Annotated in this window: 16 protein-coding genes; 13 read left to right on the forward strand and 3 right to left on the reverse strand. The window is 62.6% G+C overall.

The annotated features are described in order from the left end of the window. Window positions 1–90 precede the first annotated feature (90 nt). Genes alr through tsaD form a run of 6 tightly spaced genes read left to right on the forward strand, consistent with a single transcriptional unit; the run spans window position 91 to window position 5,052 of the window. The gene (alr, locus tag O1W68_RS09365) at window positions 91–1,287 is read left to right on the forward strand and encodes an alanine racemase (RefSeq protein WP_269303704.1); all 1,197 of its coding nucleotides are present in this window, start codon (window positions 91–93) and stop codon (window positions 1,285–1,287) included. After that, a complete protein-coding gene (locus tag O1W68_RS09370; RefSeq protein ID WP_442972316.1) occupies window positions 1,284–2,324 on the forward strand; it encodes an alpha/beta fold hydrolase in 1,041 nt (346 codons plus the stop codon). Before alr ends, O1W68_RS09370 begins: the two co-directional genes overlap by 4 nt. 19 nt (window positions 2,325–2,343) lie before the next feature. Further along, entirely contained in the window at window positions 2,344–2,829 is a 486-nt protein-coding gene (gene tsaE / locus O1W68_RS09375) for a tRNA (adenosine(37)-N6)-threonylcarbamoyltransferase complex ATPase subunit type 1 TsaE (RefSeq protein ID WP_269303706.1), read from the forward strand. Window positions 2,830–2,876: 47 nt separating this feature from the next. After that, a complete protein-coding gene (gene tsaB, locus O1W68_RS09380; RefSeq protein ID WP_269303012.1) occupies window positions 2,877–3,539 on the forward strand; it encodes a tRNA (adenosine(37)-N6)-threonylcarbamoyltransferase complex dimerization subunit type 1 TsaB in 663 nt (220 codons plus the stop codon). Further along, window positions 3,536–4,012 (forward strand): ribosomal protein S18-alanine N-acetyltransferase, encoded by a 477-nt coding sequence (rimI, locus tag O1W68_RS09385; RefSeq protein ID WP_269303013.1) that lies wholly within the window; start codon window positions 3,536–3,538, stop codon window positions 4,010–4,012. The genes tsaB and rimI overlap by 4 nt, the downstream gene beginning before the upstream one ends. Continuing rightward, entirely contained in the window at window positions 4,009–5,052 is a 1,044-nt protein-coding gene (gene tsaD, locus O1W68_RS09390) for a tRNA (adenosine(37)-N6)-threonylcarbamoyltransferase complex transferase subunit TsaD (RefSeq protein WP_269303014.1), read from the forward strand. The genes rimI and tsaD overlap by 4 nt, the downstream gene beginning before the upstream one ends. Here the strand turns inward: tsaD and O1W68_RS09395 are convergent. Then, window positions 5,049–6,809 carry an Hsp70 family protein gene (locus O1W68_RS09395; protein ID WP_269303016.1) on the reverse strand — a complete coding sequence of 587 codons (1,761 nt, stop codon included), beginning with the start codon at window positions 6,807–6,809 and terminating at the stop codon, window positions 5,049–5,051. The two genes, tsaD and O1W68_RS09395, sit on opposite strands and share 4 nt — an antisense overlap. A gap of 220 nt (window positions 6,810–7,029) precedes the next feature. On the opposite strand from O1W68_RS09395, the gene O1W68_RS09400 reads away from it, so the two are divergent. From O1W68_RS09400 to groL, 3 genes are all read left to right on the forward strand, one after another. After that, window positions 7,030–7,569, forward strand: coding sequence for a potassium channel family protein (locus tag O1W68_RS09400; protein WP_269303017.1), 540 nt, complete (start codon window positions 7,030–7,032; stop codon window positions 7,567–7,569). A gap of 227 nt (window positions 7,570–7,796) precedes the next feature. After that, entirely contained in the window at window positions 7,797–8,096 is a 300-nt protein-coding gene (groES, locus tag O1W68_RS09405; protein ID WP_008718149.1) for a co-chaperone GroES, read from the forward strand. Between the two features lie 96 nt (window positions 8,097–8,192). Then, window positions 8,193–9,806 (forward strand): chaperonin GroEL, encoded by a 1,614-nt coding sequence (gene groL, locus O1W68_RS09410; protein ID WP_269303018.1) that lies wholly within the window; start codon window positions 8,193–8,195, stop codon window positions 9,804–9,806. 91 nt (window positions 9,807–9,897) lie between these two features. On the opposite strand, the gene O1W68_RS09415 is transcribed toward groL, so the two are convergent. Continuing rightward, window positions 9,898–10,191 carry a WhiB family transcriptional regulator gene (locus O1W68_RS09415; protein ID WP_269303020.1) on the reverse strand — a complete coding sequence of 98 codons (294 nt, stop codon included), beginning with the start codon at window positions 10,189–10,191 and terminating at the stop codon, window positions 9,898–9,900. A gap of 777 nt (window positions 10,192–10,968) precedes the next feature. Here O1W68_RS09415 and O1W68_RS09420 point away from each other — a divergent pair. The 3 genes from O1W68_RS09420 to O1W68_RS09430 all read left to right on the forward strand — a co-directional run bounded on the left by O1W68_RS09420 (window position 10,969) and on the right by O1W68_RS09430 (window position 13,507). After that, window positions 10,969–11,808 carry a hypothetical protein gene (locus O1W68_RS09420; protein WP_269303022.1) on the forward strand — a complete coding sequence of 280 codons (840 nt, stop codon included), beginning with the start codon at window positions 10,969–10,971 and terminating at the stop codon, window positions 11,806–11,808. Window positions 11,809–11,931: 123 nt separating this feature from the next. Beyond that, window positions 11,932–12,510, forward strand: a complete 579-nt coding sequence (locus O1W68_RS09425; protein ID WP_084348435.1) for a sigma-70 family RNA polymerase sigma factor — start codon at window positions 11,932–11,934, stop codon at window positions 12,508–12,510. Beyond that, window positions 12,503–13,507, forward strand: a complete 1,005-nt coding sequence (locus tag O1W68_RS09430; protein ID WP_269303024.1) for an anti-sigma-D factor RsdA — start codon at window positions 12,503–12,505, stop codon at window positions 13,505–13,507. Before O1W68_RS09425 ends, O1W68_RS09430 begins: the two co-directional genes overlap by 8 nt. Window positions 13,508–13,621: 114 nt before the next feature. Here O1W68_RS09430 and O1W68_RS09435 read toward each other — a convergent pair whose 3' ends face one another. Further along, on the reverse strand, window positions 13,622–14,026 hold the full coding sequence (locus tag O1W68_RS09435) for a DUF5319 domain-containing protein (RefSeq protein ID WP_269303026.1): 405 nt from the start codon (window positions 14,024–14,026) through the stop codon (window positions 13,622–13,624). Window positions 14,027–14,326: 300 nt separating this feature from the next. On the opposite strand from O1W68_RS09435, the gene guaB reads away from it, so the two are divergent. Further along, window positions 14,327–15,850, forward strand: coding sequence for an IMP dehydrogenase (guaB, locus tag O1W68_RS09440; protein WP_269303029.1), 1,524 nt, complete (start codon window positions 14,327–14,329; stop codon window positions 15,848–15,850). The last annotated feature ends 13 nt before the right edge of the window (window positions 15,851–15,863 follow it).

A 15,863-nucleotide genomic window follows, 5' to 3' on the forward strand; every position in this document is an offset into this window, starting at 1 on the left:
ACGAGGACCTCGGTGCACCGAGTACAGAGCGATGTGTTGCGAGTGGCATCATCGAACGTTGTGGACAGTGAACTCGTGCCGGTAGTCGATGTGGCAGCAGTCAGCACACAGGACTCATACTCCGGTACAGGTGCGACTGCCACCATCGATCTCGACGCGATCGCCCACAACGTCGCTGTTCTCCGTGAATACGCTGGTGACGCATCGATGATGGCCGTCGTGAAGGCGGATGGCTACAACCATGGTGCGCTGGCGGTTGCAACAGTGGCGCTGAACGCGGGAGCCGAAGAGTTGGGTGTCGCGACACTCGACGAAGCGCTCACGCTGCGAAGGGCCGGCATCACTGCCCCGATTCTTGCCTGGCTGCACCGACACGACACCGACTTTGCTCCGGCGATCTCGGCTGGGGTCGAGATCGGCGTGTCCTCGGCCACCCATCTGTCGGCAGTAGTAGCCGCTGCTCGCACTGCGCACACCCCCGCAGTCGTCACGTTGAAGGTCGACACCGGCTTGAACCGAAACGGCATCCCCGTCGAGCAGTGGGACGAGGTGATCGAGGCACTGGGTAGGGCCGTGGCGGAGGAGTCCGTTCGGTTGCGCGGAATCTTCTCTCATCTGGCATGCGCGGACAGTCCGCAGCATCCTGCCAACGATCGCCAAGCGGAAAATTTGCGTGCCGCTCTCGCTCGCGTGCAGGCAGCCGGTATGCAGCCAGAGAAGGTGCATCTGTCCAATTCGGCGGCCACTCTCACTCGTCCCGATCTCCGTTTCGACATGGTCCGTCCAGGTATTGCGATGTACGGTTTGTCGCCGATACCGGAACTCGGTGATTTCGGTTTGCGGCCCGCGATGACGGTGTCGACACCGGTAGCGTTGGTGAAGAAGGTCGGGGCCGGTGACGGAGTGTCCTACGGGCACACGTGGACCGCCGAAAAGGACACCACGGTTGCGCTCATCCCGATGGGATACGCCGATGGGCTCGTCCGCAATCTGAGCGGGCGTTTCGACGTGCAGATCGGTTCGCGCCGGTTTCCCTCGGTTGGGCGGGTATGTATGGACCAGTGCGTGGTGGATCTCGGGCCGAGCGGATCAGGGGTCACCGAAGGCGACACTGCGGTCCTCTTCGGATCCGGTGACGGAGGGGGACCACGTGCACAGGACTGGGCGGATCGGTTGGGCACCATCCACTACGAGATAGTCACCGGAATTCGGGGCCGAGTGCGCAGGTCGTACAAGGGCATCGGCTCGGGACCACCGGAGATGAGAGCGGGTGAGGTGATCAGATGAATTTGCTCGGAAATCTAGGCATAGTCAACAGTGTCGGGTTGGCCCTGCGCGAAACGATGCTGCGTTCGAACAAGGATCCTTTGGCCAACGAGAACCTCGAGCTGATGGACGCCGATCGGGGATCCATCGTCACCGCCGACGACGGAGTTCCGCTCGCAGTTCGCGAAGTCGGGCCCACCGACGCCCCCATCACCGCGGTGTTCGTACACGGGTACTGCCTCCATATGTCTTCGTGGCACTTTCAGCGCCAAGCGTTGGAGCAAGAGTGGGGCTCGTCCGTCCGAATGGTCTTCTACGACCAGAGGGGCCATGGCAAGTCCGGTGAGCCGACGCCTGAAAGTTGCACCATCGAGCAGCTCGGATCCGATCTCGACGCCGTCATCCGCGCAGTCGCACCGCGCGGTCATCTCGTACTCATCGGTCACTCGATGGGTGGCATGACGATTCTGTCGTTGACGCGTCAGCGTCCGGACCTGGTCAAGGACAGGGTCGTCGGCGTTGCCTTGCTATCGACGACAGCCGCTGGACTGGCCGAAACCGGCCTGGGTAAAAGCCTGAACAATCCCGTCATCGACGCATTTCGCTTTGCTGTCCGCACTTCGCCCGGCGTGGTCCAGCTCGGACGCGGGGCTGTACGGGCGCTGATCTCGCCGGTGCTTCGTGCGGCGTCGTACGGAACGCGGGTGAGCCCGCGCTTGGTCGCCTTCTCTCAATCGATGATCGACGACACCTCGGTAGTCACGATCGTCAACTTTCTGAAAACCCTCGAGCTACACAACGAAAAGGATGCGCTGGTGCACTTGACCCGCATTCCGGTGACCGTCATGTGTGGCGACGAGGACTGGATCATTCCGCTCGCGAGCTCGTTGGCGATGGCTCGAGCCCTGCCCGAAGCCGAAGTCGTTCGGGTGCCTCAAGCAGGTCATCTCGTGCAGCTCGAGTTTCCGGACAAAGTGAATGCCGCCCTGGTTCGACTCCTCACCCGTGCCGGCGCTGTGCGGGCACGTCGTCGAAGCGGACGGCGCGGAATTGGCTGAGTGCCCGCCGCCGTCCACGTTGCATTTCGATGGACGCTCACTGATCTTGCCGACGGCGGCCGACACGGAGGACTTCGGATACCGGCTGGCTCAAACCCTCGTCGCCGGCGACCTCGTGATCCTCGATGGACCGCTGGGTGCGGGAAAGACCGCGATGACGCGTGGCATCGCGTCGGGTCTCGGGGTGCAGGGCAGGGTCAGCTCGCCGACGTTCGTCATTGCCCGCGAGCACCGGGCCGGGATTCGGCCGAACGGTGCTGCCCCCGTGTCCTTGATTCACGTGGATGCGTACCGTCTGGGAATGACGGGGCAGTCGTCTCTCGACGAACTGGACGCGTTGGACCTCGACACCGATCTGGAAGCGGCTGTGGTCGTCGTCGAATGGGGCGAGGGACTGGTCGAGCAGCTCACCGACTCTCATGTTTCGGTACGTATTCGGCGCGACCTCGACACCGATGACAGATCCGTCGAATTGAGCCGAGTCCAACGTTCGGTGCAGGACTGACGGTGCCGCGGCAGGCCCGGCGTGACATGCGGGTACCCTGAGAAACCGTGCTCGTTCTCGCTGTCGATACCTCCACGCCCGCAGTCACCGCCGGTGTGGTTCGCGTCACCGACGGGCAGCCGCATACCCTGTCCCAGCGAATCGTGGTCGATCCTCGGCTTCACGCCGAGGTGCTCACGCCCAACATTGTCCAATGCTTGGCCGAGGCCGCCCTCACTCCGCAGGATCTGCAAGCCGTAGTCGTCGGTGTCGGTCCAGGCCCGTTCACCGGTCTTCGTGTCGGAATGGCTACTGCCTCCGCATTTGCCGACGCACTGGGCATCCCGATCCACGGTGTCTGCAGTCTCGACGCGATTGCCGCCGAACTTCCCGACGAGCCCGATCTTGTGGTCGTCACCGATGCCAGGCGTCGCGAGGTGTATTGGGCGCGGTACCGACATGCGGTCCGGTACGCAGGCCCGGAGGTCGTTGCTCCTGCTTTGCTCGATGTTGCCGGGGCGAGTGGGGCTGCTGGATCTCCGTCACATCTCGCGTTGTTCGAAGTTCCTGTACGAGAAGTGGTGTCGCCGTCGCCGCAGGGTTTGGTACTGGCGGCTCTCGAGCAACTGGCATCCTCATCCGCGCCGGCACCGATCGTGCCGCTCTATCTTCGCCGGCCGGACGCGAAAACGCTCGAGGAGCGGGCAGCAGCGAAGACGGTGACATCATGACCGTGATTCTTTCGCCACTGACCATGGCCGATGTCGAGCGTTGTGCCGAACTCGAGAGCGTGTTGTTTCCTGGGGACGACCCATGGACCGCGCAGGCTTTTCTGTCGGAACTTGCTGCGCCGCACAATCATTACGTTGCCGCGCGTGAGGGCGGCACGCTGGTGGGTTATGCCGGGGTCGCCTTGCTGGGCCAGGGGGAGTCGGTTGAGTCGGAAGTACACACCATCGGGGTCGATCCTCTCGCGCACCGCCGCGGCATCGGAGGGGCATTGTTGGCCGATCTGCTCGCGGTTGCCGACAGTCACGGTGGACCGGTATTCCTCGAAGTGCGTACCGACAACGAACCGGCTATCGAGCTCTACACCCGTACCGGGTTCGTGGTGGTCGGGACTCGACGAAAGTACTACCAGCCGAGCGGTGCGGACGCGTACACGATGCGGCGCGAAGTCGGGAATGGAGGCACGCTCTCGTGATCGTGTTGGGCATCGAAAGTTCCTGTGACGAAACAGGTGTGGGTGTCGTCCGCTGGCGTGATTCCGGTGTGTGCGAGTTACTCGCAGACGAGGTCGCGTCCAGTGTCGACGAGCATGCTCGGTACGGCGGTGTCGTCCCCGAGGTAGCCTCGCGCGCGCATCTCGAGGCGATGGTTCCGACCATGCGGCGTGCGCTGGCAACTGCCGACATCGATCGGCCCGACGCAGTGGCCGTGACGATCGGCCCCGGATTGGCAGGTGCCCTACTCGTCGGCGTCGCCGCAGCCAAAGCGTATGCGGCCGCATGGGGTGTGCCGTTCTACGCCGTCAACCATTTGGGTGGGCATGTAGCGGTCGATACCCTAGAGCACGGTCCGATGCCCTCATGCGTCGCGCTTCTGGTATCCGGCGGGCATACGCACCTGTTACACGTGGACGATCTCGGTGCTCCGATCGTCGAGTTGGGCACCACTGTCGACGACGCAGCGGGTGAGGCGTTCGACAAGGTTGCCAGGTTGCTCGGTTTGGGTTATCCGGGCGGCCCGGCGCTCGATGATGCTGCGCGTGAAGGTGATCCGCATGCTATTGCGTTTCCGCGAGGTATGACGGGTCCGCGCGACGCGAGGTACGATTTCTCGTTCTCCGGGGTGAAGACGGCGGTGGCCAGGTTCGTCGAGGCACGTCGACGCGCAGGAGACAGCATTCCCGTCGCAGACATCGCTGCGTCCTTTCAGGAGTCCGTGGCCGATGTGCTGACCATGAAGGCAGTGCGCGCGGCTCAGGATGTCGATGTGAACACGATCGTGTTGGGGGGCGGAGCCACCGCGAACTCGAGAATTCGATCGATGGTCGAAACTAGGTGCAGCGCAGCGGGATTGACGTTGAGAATTCCGAAGCCTCGGTTGTGCACCGACAATGGAGTGATGATCGCCACGCTCGGCGCGCACTTGATAGCGGGTGGGGCAGAGGCATCCGATCTGCGAGCGGCGACCGACCCGGGGCTCCCGGTGTCCACCAGCCTGATCTCTGGCCGCGTCTAGTTCGTGGTGGCCGGCTGATTCGTTGTCACTGGACCCGAGGTCGGTTGCACAGGTGCTCCTGCCGTGCTGTCTGCAGTGTCATCCGAGGGTGAAGCCGGGTTCGCTGGAACGATTGCGGGCGGAGACCACACGGTCGGTGGGGGCGTCAACTCCGGCGGCGACGGAGGAGCGGGTGTCCCGCCGGCGTCCGCCGTGGGGACACCAGGCGGGAGAACCGGAACGGACTCGCGCGACGTCACCGAAGGTACTCCGGTCGGGGTCGTTTCGGATGGGGTGGCCAGAGGCGGGGTGGCTTGAGGCGGGGTGGCTAGAGGCGGTGTCGACTCAGGCGGTGTGGATTCCGGAATGCTCGGAGTCGGCGAGGGCGGCGCGATCGTGGTGCTGTCGGGGAGCGGAACGATCTCGCCCCAATTCGGCAGAGTGGGAAACGGAATCAACGGAAGATCCGGCGCCGGGTGCAGCGTCGGCGTCGATGCCGCCGGCCAACTGGTGGGCGTCGGCGCCACGTCGGTGACGCTGCTGCGCTCGGATGTGGTCGATGCCGATGCCGATGCCGATGCCGACATCTGGGCTGAAGTCGGGTTCCCGGTCGAGACCTCGGCGGAGGTTGTCGTGGCCCGCGGATCGGCCGCGCTGATGGTGGTGCCGTCGACGAGCGAGGCTTTGCTCTGATCGCTCTGTTGCTCTGACGGAACTTCGGTGCCTGCCGGGGAGTAGCCGGTGTCATCGGACGGGGTCAATGCCTGAATTCCGTAGACGAGGACGATACCGGCGACGAGGAAAGCTCCGACCAACGCTCCGGAGTAACGACCGACCGATCGAACCGGCGATCCGGCAGTAGCACCGACCGTGGGGTAGAGACCCTGAGCAGCGGTCAGGGCGACATGCGCGGCACCTGTAGCAAGGACGGCATCGGGTTCGTCGACGGTAAGAACCGGAAGTCCGAGTTCGGACTCGACGACGGTCCGCACGAGCGGTATGTGGGCGCCGCCGCCGATGAGTACCACCGCTTCGGGTGCGCGGCCCGTCCGGTCGGCCGCCTGCGTGATACGACGCACCAACTTTGTCACCGACGGGCGGATCAGCGCGTCGAATTCCGTCCGAGCCACCGTGGTCGCCACCCCGTCGTGGCTGATGGATGCCGAGTCGTATGTCGACAGGTGTTCTTTGACCGTGCGGTACCGCGCAGAATCGTTGCTGCGGTTGTCCTCTCGCGATCGACTTTCGCGTTCCGGTCTGCCGCGTACGAGCTCTTTGACCAGATTGTTGACCGCGTCACCACCGAAGTCGTCGCGGGGTTCGTAGGCGTGGACGACGCCGGATTGGGCATCGATGATCGTCACGGTCGAGCCCGAGGCGCCCAGGTCGACAACCGAGACGGTGCCGTAGCGCGCAATGAGCCCGGAGTCGGCGAGGAATGCGTGGGAAGCCGCGGATTCAGGAATCAACGAGACAGCACGGCGTGAACTGCTACATGCCGAACGAATGGACGAGGATTGTTCGGGAGTGCGATACGACACGGCGATGGTGTCCGGCTCACGCCGTCCGGTCGAATGTGAGCCTTGCCCGGCGGGTGCAGGAGCCAGGGTCGTCATCAACTCTATTGCCGATGTGACCAGCTGACCGATGTCTGTATTTGCTTCACTGTCTGCGGACACCGTGCGGTATTCGACGGTGTGCGAACCATCTTCGTCCACCACGACCAGGGCAGCGCACACAACCTCGGTTCCGGTAGAAACCCCAATTCCAACCTTCATCGTGCACCTCCCCACCCTGTTCGAAATCGACTACGTGTCCCGACGCTGTTGCGGCTCCGTTTCGCCGCAACCCGGTACTGCATCAGAAGTTCACCATCGGAACTATATCGTCTCGTTATCCGAACGTTACAGAATTTTTCGAAAAAACGTGAACTCCCGCACCGAGATACCGCTATGACAAGGAGGTCTGTGTTTCGATCAATTCTCTCGAGGGGCGAATTTGGCTGGTTCTACGCCCTATTCCCGGCTGGGCGAGAAGGAACGGCGTGTACTTCTGTGCCGCGCACTGTTTCGACCCGTCGTCACAGCAGTCCTTTTGACTGCCTTCTACTTCGTCGCCCCGATGAACGGTGCCGCCGACGTCGGGTCCCTCACCATCCTTGCGGTCGTACTGATCGGGGTCGGCGTCGTGTTCGCATGGCAGGTCGCGAAAATACTGAAGGCCGACTATCCGACAATCCAGGCGATCGAAGCCACGGCGGCAATCGTTCCGATATATCTCATCGGTTTTTCCACCGTTTACTACCTGATGGCCGAAGCGGCGTCCGGCAATTTCACCGAGCCCGTGTCCCGGATGGGCAGCCTCTATTTCACCCTGTCCGTGTTTTCCACCGTGGGGTTCGGTGACATTGCCGCATCCACCGATTCTGCCCGCGCTGTCGTTTCGCTGCAGATAGTGGGGAATCTGGTGATCATCGCGCTCGGCGGCCGACTCCTCTTGGCCGCGATCAGGCGAGGGCAAGCGCGAAACGTCGGCTGATCGGTGCGCGAGGCAGGGGCGAGTCTTCGACGTCGGAGAACCCAGACCTTGAGTGCTGGCACTCGCGTGTATAGAGTGCTAGTTGGCACTGAGTGAGTTCCCGGCACCCGCGACGACGGGAACGAGCGCAGAGCTACGAACGTAGAAGATGCACAACAGCACGATCAAACACAGCTGTCCGGGGATCCGACCCCGGACGCGCACCCCGTAACAATGGAGGGCTCAACGTGGCGAGCGTGAAAATCAAGCCGCTCGAGGACAAGATCCTCGTCCAGGCCAATGAGGCCGAGACGACGACCGCCTCCGGTCTGGTCATCCCCGACACAGCCAAGGAGAAGCCTCAGGAAGGCACCGTCGTCGCAGTCGGCGAAGGCCGTGTCACCGAAAAGGGCAACCGGATCCCGGTCGACGTCAAAGAAGGCGACACCGTCATCTACAGCAAGTACGGCGGCACCGAGATCAAGTACGCCGGCGAGGAGTACCTGATTCTGTCGGCACGCGACGTGCTGGCCGTCATCGCCAAGTAAGTCATATACGCACCCCGCCCCGGAACCCGATTCACTTCGGTCCCGGGGCGGAGTGCGTTCGATCGAGTCCCGACTCGAAGGAGAAACACCGAAAACATGGCAAAGCAAATCCGATTCAACGAGGAAGCTCGCCGCGCCCTCGAGCGTGGAGTCGACAAACTCGCCGACGCGGTCAAGGTGACGCTCGGACCCCGTGGACGGCACGTTGTGCTGGCCAAGGCTTTCGGTGGCCCAACGGTCACCAATGACGGTGTCTCGATCGCCCGTGAGATCGACCTCGAAGACCCGTTCGAGAACTTGGGTGCCCAGCTCGTCAAGAGCGTCGCGACCAAGACCAATGACGTCGCAGGCGACGGAACCACCACCGCAACAGTGCTTGCACAGGCACTCGTTCGCGGCGGACTCAAGAACATCGCCGCCGGCGCGAACCCGATAGCACTCGGATCGGGAATCGCCAAGGCTGCAGACAAGGTTGCCGAGGCGCTCCGCGCTGCCGCTACTCCGGTCGAGGGCAAAGAGGCCATCGCCCAGGTTGCGACAGTGTCTTCACGCGACCCCGAGATCGGCGAACTGGTCGGCGAGGCACTCACCCGTGTCGGCTCCGACGGCGTGGTGACGGTGGAAGAGTCCTCGACTCTGAGCACCGAACTGACGGTCACCGAAGGTGTGCAGTTCGACAAGGGCTACCTGTCGCCGTACTTCGTGACCGATCTCGATGCACAGCAGGCTGTTCTCGAGGACGCTTACATTCTGCTCTTCCGCGAGAAGATCACCTCCCTTCCCGACTTCCTTCCGTTGCTGGAAAAGGTCGCCGAGAGTGGCAAGCCACTGCTGATCATCGCCGAGGACATCGAGGGTGAAGTTCTCTCGACACTCGTGGTGAACTCCATCCGCAAGACCATCAAGGCCGTTGCCGTCAAGGCACCGTTCTTCGGCGATCGTCGCAAGGCGTTCCTCGACGACTTGGCAGTGGTGACGGCAGCACAGGTCATCACAGCCGATGTCGGCCTCAGTCTCAAGGAAGCAGGACTCGAGCTTCTCGGTCAGGCGCGTCGCGTCGTCGTCACCAAGGACGACACCACGATCGTCGACGGAGCGGGCACTCAAGTCGACATCGATGCACGTGTCGGACAGTTGCGTCGCGAGATCGAGAACACCGACTCGGACTGGGATCGGGAGAAGCTCGAGGAGCGCCTCGCGAAGCTGTCCGGTGGCATCGCGGTCATCAAGGTGGGCGCAGCAACCGAGACCGAGCTCAAGGAACGCAAGTTCCGCGTCGACGACGCGGTCAATGCGGCCAAGGCTGCGGTCGAAGAAGGCATTGTTCCCGGTGGAGGGTCGGCGCTGACGCAGGCTGCTCTTTCACTCGTGGACAATCTCGGACTGACGGGTGACGAGGCTACCGGTGTCGCAGTCATGCGTACGGCCCTGAATGCGCCGCTGTTCTGGATCGCAGCCAACGCTGGTGTCGACGGTTCCGTCGTGATCAGCAAGGTCGCCGAACTCCCCAAGGGCCACGGCTTCAACGCCGCGACTCTGACCTACGGAGATCTACTCGCCGACGGCGTGGTGGACCCGGTCAAGGTGACTCGCTCGGCAGTCGTCAATGCTGCCTCGGTCGCACGGATGATTCTGACGACCGAAAGCGCGATCGTCGAGAAGCCGGTCGACTACGAGGAGCCTGCGGGCGGGCACGGCCACAACCACTGATCGACACGCTGTACGAACAAACGCGATGGACCCCCTCCGAAATAGAGGGGGTCCATCGCGTTCTTGTTGCGCTTCGTCGCAAGCTCTCCGGCTACACAGCGATTCGACGGCGGGTGTGTCGGACGTGGATGTCCCGCTCGTTCTCCGACATTCCTCCCCAGATTCCGTATGGTTCGGAAACGCTGAGCGCATGTGTACGACATTGTGCGAGTACTGGGCAACCGCGGCACATTTCCTTGGCGCGCATCTCTCGCTGAGCGCGAGCGCGTCCTCGCTCCCCATCCGGGTGGAAGAACATCGACGAATCGACTCCACGGCAGAGGCCGTGCATTTGCCAGTCCCAGATGTCGGCATTGGGCCCAGGGAGGTGGTTCGGCTGTGGCATGGCTACTCCTAGGGTGCGGCTCGCGTCCTTTGTGAAGTCGGCGAGTGTGGGAAGAGCGGCAAGCGGGGCTGGCATCGGTGTCGACGTGAACTTTTCTTTACAAGGCCCGCGAGATGAACTGAGCATGATTGAAGTTCGGGTCGGTACGCGTGCACCGACTTTGTCGGAACATCCACAACGTTATGTGAGTAGAGGAAAACGAGTCAATAGTTTCTCATCGTGTCGATGTGCATAGGCAATCACAAAACTTTTACTTGTTGGTTATTTACTTCGGAACAATCTCGTGCATGGCGGAACGGTCGAAGAAGCTGCCGTGCTGCAGCGTCGACGGGTGTGTCTCCACCCTCGCCATGCAATGCAGGGTCGTGCACCCCGGTGGGCCGCCACGGGATCAGTAGTGAGAACTGACCGGAGAATTCCAGCATCCTTGCAGTTAGAGCGGCTGAGGCTGCGTTACACAAGCGTGAGAGTCCCTCGCAAATCTGCGCGCGTGAACGATTCGGGGGTCAGTCGAGTTCGAAACGAAGGTAGAGAAAGCGATGGTCTCGTCCATATCCAGCACGTACCGTTCAACCTTCTGTTCACACACGGTCTGCATTGCTCACGCATTCATCGCAGAATGAATTATTAATTCTGTGAAACAAATCGCGGAAAAGTTCGAATTCAGTTTGCGAAACAAGGAAATGGTCGAGCTGGCCGGAACAAAAACCACATTCCCTTGTGCTCGGCGGTATCAAGCCTTCGAGCCCGGGTTTCGCCCGAAGGTACTCTTGCTCGGTGCACCTGGCCGATACAGAACGTGTCCCGACGGCGGTCGACATTTTACGGGGTGCCGCGTTCGGGGCGAATCCTGGTTTGTGGCCGCTCCCGTCGGCGCACGACCCGACTTCGGCGTGGCTTCGAGCGATCGCGCTGGGGGGACAGGGGCGGTACGCGCTGGGTCGCGCCGAACTGGACTCGCTCGAGAACGCGCTCCCGACGGGGCGCACCGTGCTCTCGCTTGCTGGGTCGACACGCGGGTCGTGGTCGAGACAGATCGGTGATCACCGTACTGCGACGCGATTCGACGGGTTCGCCATCGCGCGAGTGGGCGTGGCCGGCGGAGTCGAGTGCCCATTGCTGCTCGAGGCCCGATGCGATGCGCTCACCGGGCTGGCCGCCGATGCACTGGGTTCGGGGCGATTCGCCTTGTCCTCGGCATTTCTCGACAGATGTAGTAATACGCTCGCGCAGTACTCGAGCTGGGATCTGTGGCGACCACAGCTGAGACTTCGATGGGTCGCGGCAGAGCTGGCGATGTTCTCGGGCGACGGCTCTGCGGCTGTGCGACACGCAATCGATGCACGCGAACGTGCGACCGATATCGTTTCGTTACGGCACCGAGTGAAAACCGAGCTGATAGTCGCCGCCGCGTACAGCTCGGTGGGGGACCTCGACGGTGCGCGCGCGCTGGCCTACTCGGTGCTCGATGCCTGTTCGGAGCTCGGACTTCTACCATTGCGGTGGGCGAGTGCCATGCTGTTGGACGGCATCGGCGAGGGGAACGCCGCAAAGAAGGTCGTCGCCGAGAGTGCTGCACTTCTCGGCCGACGGGGTGGCGACGTTATCGCTGTGTGACATCACGGACCGAGCGGTTCGATTATGAACGGGGAGGGTAGCTATCCTTACTAGGTTCCACCTGCGGGTGGAAGCGCCAGTCGATCCGGGCGGCGTCACTGTAACGCGGGGAATCCTTGAGCGATGAACAACACGGGTGAGGAGTTGGACTCCTTCGTCGTTGCTGCTGCGCAGGGCGAAAGAGCTGCGCTCTCCCGGGTATTGGAAATCATTCGTCCACTGGTCGTGCGGTATTGCCGCGCCCGAGTGGGGTCCGCCGAGCGTGGTCAACTCTCGGCAGACGATGTAGCGCAGGAGGTCTGCTTGGCAGTCATGACCGCCTTGCCTCGCTATCAGGATCAGGGCAGACCGTTCATGGCCTTTGTGTACGGCATTGCCGCTCACAAGGTTGCAGATGCACACCGAAGCGCGTCACGTAACAAATCGGACCCAGCCGCCGAAGTACCAGATGTCGTCTCCACTGAACACGGACCCGAGCAGCGCGCTCTGGAATCCGAGTCGAGCCGACAGATGACTGCACTGCTGGGAACCCTCCCGGCGAAGCATCGCGAGATTCTCGTGCTTCGCCTTGTCGTCGGATTGTCGGCAGAGGAAACTGCGGCAGCAGTCGGGAGTACTGCAGGCGCTGTCCGCGTGGCTCAACATCGAGCCCTCGCGAAGTTGAAGAACGAAGTTGTGAAAGCGGGTGAAATGTATGGCTAGGAACAACGGCCGTGATGGCATTCCCCGTATCGGTCGACCCGACGGGTCGTCGTCCCCATCGCCCGGAAATGACCCATACTCCGATGCGGGTCCCGTCGACATCGCTGCAGTGCGTCGTGACGACCAGTTCATCGAGGCACTTCGGAGTGATGGCCCGGTCTCCACGGACAGTGCAGACGAGTACCGCCTCGCGTTGCTGTTGGCCGGTTGGAGAGCCGAGGTCAACTCGCCTGCGCTGCCCAGCAACCCAAGCGTCGACGAGGTCGTGGTTGCTGTCGAGCAGGAGATCGCTGCTGCGGATCTGTCTCGGAGAAACTCCCGTCGGGGTCGATCCAGTTTCCTACGTCCGGTTGCCGGTGCTGCCGCAGCTATCGCCGTCGTAATGGGCGGGTTGGTCGTTTTCTCGTACAACTCCGCGCCGGGTGATCCGTTGTGGAGCGTCAAGTCGGTGGTGTTCGCTCAGCAGGCGGATTCGACAGTGGCGCAAATCGATACGACGTCCAAGTTGGAGCAGGCTGAGCAGTTGATAGCCGCCGGTGATGTCGAGGGCGCTCGCACTCTGCTGAACGGAGCGACTTCGACAACGGATTCGGTCACCGACCAAGCCCAACGATCCGATCTCGAAATGTGGCTGCACCGTCTGATGGATCAACTGCAAGCGTTGATCCCTACGCTTCCTGCTCTTCCGCCGTTTGTACCACCCGCGACGGATTCGATCTTGCCGCTGCCGGAGAATGTTCCGTCCGACATCCCGCCGATGCAGGTGCCGACGCAGGAGTTGCCGCTTCCGCCGGTGCAGACGTCACCGGTCGAGGTGCCGCCACCGGTGGCTACCCAGACCGGATCACCGGCGACATCTGCACCGCCCGTCACCGAGACCGCGCCGCCGTCCCCGACGGTCGTCAAGGAACCGAGTCCCACCACGGCAGCTGCCAGTGGGTCGAACGGTGGGGAAGGCACGTCGCAGCCGCGCGCGGAGACACTCGACGGCAGTTAGGCCCAAGCGAAGACACGTCCGAGAAGACGGACACGACAAGACAGGCCCGGCACGAAGTTCTCGTGTCGGGCCTGTCTCGGTTGTCGTGGGGACGAGCTCAGATTTACGTGGAGGTCAGCTGTCGAACCCGTCGCTGTGTAGGGCATCGTTCATCGAGGCATCTGCGAAGCCACGGCAGTAGTCCCACGTCACATACGCGTCCGGTACCGGGTCGTATGCGGGCTCATGAGGGCGGACCGTACCGTCGACCAGCAGTTGGAGCAGGTTCGCTCGAAGCATGTCCCAGTCGTGGTAATGGTCTTGCTGACAGTCTTCGCAGCACACGACGAGACCACGAATACCGCGGTGGCCGAGAAGTGCTTCGTAGACGGCCAGATCAGCCAGATCCTCCTCGACGGCTAACCGCTCCTGAGGATCCAACGGCTGTCCCGGCTCGATATCGTCGAGGGCGGCCGATGGGTCGGCGGGGTCACCGGCGAACGGATCCGGAGGTAAACCTGGAGGCAATTGATCGCGCACGCCTCCACGGTACGCAGGACTGGTGGGTATGCGCCAGCCGTTCACGTTCGAGTTGCCGACAAACATGCTCGATTCGTCTGATTTCGCCGGTTCCGGCCCGACTCACAGAGCGTCTGGGGTGGCTTCACAGTGCGCGTTCACGCTGGCGGTGTGGAGCCGATACCATGGCACAAGGCGCCGCGGCCGAGCGCGCGCACGCAACATGTACTCCATCCGTTTTCTTTCCACACGCACCTCGCGCATCGCGTCTCCTCGACGCGGCTCGATGCGCACCCAGGCTCTAGGGAGGGCCAGATCCACATGAGTAGTCCAGGAGCCCATGTCCGTACCGGTGGCGACGATCCCAACAAGGTCGCCATGCTCGGTCTCACCTTCGATGACGTCCTACTGCTGCCCGCTGCGTCAGATCTGATTCCGAGCGCAGTGGACACGTCGAGTCAGATAACCCGCGACATCAGACTTCGAGTTCCCCTCGTCAGCTCGGCGATGGACACCGTCACCGAGGCGCGCATGGCCATCGCCATGGCGCGCGCAGGTGGAATGGGCGTGCTGCACCGCAACTTGTCGCTGCTGGATCAAGCTGCGCAGGTGGAAACGGTCAAGCGGTCCGAGGCAGGCATGGTGACCGATCCGGTGACATGCAAGCCCACCGACACTCTCGCCGAAGTCGATGCGATGTGTGCTCGGTTCCGTATCTCCGGCCTGCCGGTGACCGATGAGACCGGTGCCCTGGTCGGCATCATCACCAACCGCGACATGCGTTTCGAGGTCGACCAGAATCGCCGAGTCGACGAGGTCATGACGAAAGCACCTCTGATCACCGCCCGTGAGGGTGTGACGGCGGACGCAGCGCTGGGGCTCCTTCGACGTCACAAGATCGAGAAGTTGCCGATCGTCGACGGGCAGGGTGCACTGACCGGTTTGATCACGGTCAAGGATTTCGTCAAGACGGAGCAGCATCCGTTCGCCACCAAGGATCGCGACGGTCGCTTGCTCGTCGGTGCCGCGGTCGGTGTCGGTGAGGATGCATGGGCGCGCTCGATGGCGCTGTCCGACGCCGGTGTGGACGTACTCATCGTCGATACCGCACACGGCCACAACTCGCAGGTCCTCGAGATGGTCAGCAAGCTCAAAGCCGAGGTCGGCGAACGCGTTCAGATCGTCGGCGGCAACATTGCCACTCGCGCTGGTGCGTTGGCCTTGGTCGAAGCCGGAGCGGATGCGGTGAAGGTCGGGGTCGGACCCGGATCGATCTGCACCACTCGCGTCGTTGCGGGTGTGGGCGCGCCTCAGATCACGGCAATCCTCGAAGCCGTTGCAGTCTGTAAACCGCACGGCGTTCCCGTGATCGCCGATGGCGGACTTCAGTTTTCCGGCGACATCGCCAAGGCCCTTGCAGCAGGCGCGTCGACCGCGATGCTCGGATCACTTCTGGCAGGTACCGCCGAGTCGCCCGGTGAGCTGATTCTGGTCAACGGCAAGCAGTTCAAGAGTTACCGTGGGATGGGTTCGCTCGGGGCAATGCAGGGCCGTGGTGCTGCCAAGTCGTTCTCCAAGGATCGCTACTTCCAGGACGATGTGCTGGCCGAGGACAAGCTTGTTCCGGAGGGTATCGAGGGGCGCGTGCCGTACCGAGGGCCGTTGTCTCAGGTAATTCATCAGCTCACCGGTGGTTTGCGTGCAGCCATGGGGTACACCGGGTCCAACTCCATCGAGGAATTGCAGAACGCGCAGTTCGTACAGATCACCGCTGCGGGCCTGAAGGAAAGCCATCCGCACGACGTCACGATGACTGCGGAAGCTCCCAACTACACCTCTCGGTGATGCGCCGCGCCGA

The sequence above is a fragment of the Rhodococcus sp. H36-A4 genome (assembly GCF_027158005.1).
In the GTDB taxonomy this organism is placed as follows: domain Bacteria; phylum Actinomycetota; class Actinomycetes; order Mycobacteriales; family Mycobacteriaceae; genus Rhodococcoides.